Origin of the sequence: uncultured Luteimonas sp., from assembly GCF_947492465.1 — a bacterium.
Classification (GTDB): Bacteria; Pseudomonadota; Gammaproteobacteria; order Xanthomonadales; family Xanthomonadaceae; genus Luteimonas.
Map to the genome: position 1 here is coordinate 1 of NZ_CANLNF010000023.1, position 2,080 is coordinate 2,080.

At 43.4% G+C, this 2,080-nt stretch carries 1 rRNA gene; it reads right to left on the reverse strand.

The features are described from left to right. Window positions 1–1,853: ribosomal RNA gene (locus tag Q0863_RS18385) — 16S ribosomal RNA — on the reverse strand; the annotation flags it as partial. Window positions 1,854–2,080: the final 227 nt, after the last annotated feature.

The following is a 2,080-nucleotide window of genomic DNA, read 5'->3' on the forward strand; positions in this document are numbered from 1 at the left end:
CACCTACGGAAACCTTGTTACGACTTTTACTTCCTCTAAATAATCAAGTTCGGTCAACTTTTGCGAAACAACCGTAACACGCAAGGCGTCACAGTGATCACGTCCGGAGACCTCACTAAATAATTCAATCGGTAGTAGCGACGGGCGGTGTGTACAAAGGGCAGGGACGTAATCAATGCGAGTTAATGACTCACACTTACTGGGAATTCCAAGTTCATGTGAACAGTTTCAGTTCACAATCCCAAGCATGAAAGTGGTTCAGCGGTTTACCCGGACCTCTCGGTCTAGGAAATACACGTTGATACTTTCATTGTAGCGCGCGTGCAGCCCAGGACATCTAAGGGCATCACAGACCTGTTATTGCTCAATCTCATTATTGCTAGACGCAATTTGTCCATTTAAGAAGCTAGTGTCCTTATAATGGGACAAACCAACAGGTACGGCTCCACTTACATAAACACATTCAAACACAATAAGCATTTTACTGCCAACATGAATGAAGGCTACATAAGCTTCAGCACCATAATCCTGAAGATATCTATTTAATATATTTGAGTCTCGTTCGTTATCGGAATTAACCAGACAAATCACTCCACGAACTAAGAACGGCCATGCACCACCACCCATAGATTCGAGAAAGAGCTATCAATCTGTCTTACACACTTATGTTCGGACCTGGTAAGTTTTCCCGTGTTGGGTCAAATTAAGCCGCAGGCTCCACTCCTGGTGGTGCCCTTCCGTCAATTCCTTTAAGTTTCAGCTTTGCAACCATACTTCCCCCGGAGCCCAAAAGCTTTGGTTTCCCGGGAAGCGACTGAGAGAGCCATAAAAGTAGCTACACCCAATTGCTAGCTGGCATCGTTTATGGTTAGAACTAGGGCGGTATCTGATCGCCTTCGAACCTCTAACTTTCGTTCTTGATTAATGAAAACATCTTTGGCAAATGCTTTCGCTTAAGTTAGTCTTACGACGGTCCAAGAATTTCACCTCTCGCGTCGTAATACTAATGCCCCCAAACTGCTTCTATTAATCATTACCTCTTGATCTGAAAACCAATGAAAGCAGAACAGAGGTCTTATTTCATTATCCCATGCACAGAATATTCAGGCATTTGAAGCCTGCTTTAAGCACTCTAATTTGTTCAAAGTAATAGTACCGGCCCACAATAACACTCGTTTAAGAGCACTAATGCAGGTTTTTAAATAGGAGGAACATATGAAAAGATACAAGTATTTAATCACATATAAGAACTCCACCGGTAATACGCTTACATACATAAAGGTATAGTACTAACCACAATTGTAAGTTGTACTACCCGTATGAAGCACAAGTTCAACTACGAACGTTTTAACCGCAACAACTTTAATATACGCTATTGGAGCTGGAATTACCGCGGCTGCTGGCACCAGACTTGCCCTCCAATTGGTCCTTGTTAAAGGATTTAAAGTGTACTCATTCCAATTACAGGGCCTCGGATATGAGTCCTGTATTGTTATTTTTCGTCACTACCTCCCCGAGCTGGGAGTGGGTAATTTACGCGCCTGCTGCCTTCCTTAGATGTGGTAGCCGTTTCTCAGGCTCCCTCTCCGGAATCGAACCCTGATTCCCCGTTACCCGTTGCAACCATGGTAGTCCTAGATACTACCATCAAAAGTTGATAGGGCAGACATTTGAAAGATCTGTCGTCGGTACAAGACCATACGATCTGCATGTTATCTAGAGTTCAACCAATATAACGATCTTGCGATCGCTTGGTTTTAGCCTAATAAAAGCACATGTCCCATAAGGTTCATGTTTTAATTGCATGTATTAGCTCTAGAATTACCACAGTTATCCAAGTAACTGTTAACGATCTAAGGAACCATAACTGATATAATGAGCCTTTTGCGGTTTCACTTTTAATTCGTGTGTACTTAGACATGCATGGCTTAATCTTTCATGATCGTCGGACTGTAGAACTCTGAACGTGTAGATCTCGGTGGTCGCCGTATCATTAAAAAAGGCCAAGCTGGAGGCGCGCATCAGCGGCCCGGATATCGACGTGCTACGGAGAATATCTTCCGAGGGTCGCAATCGGTTG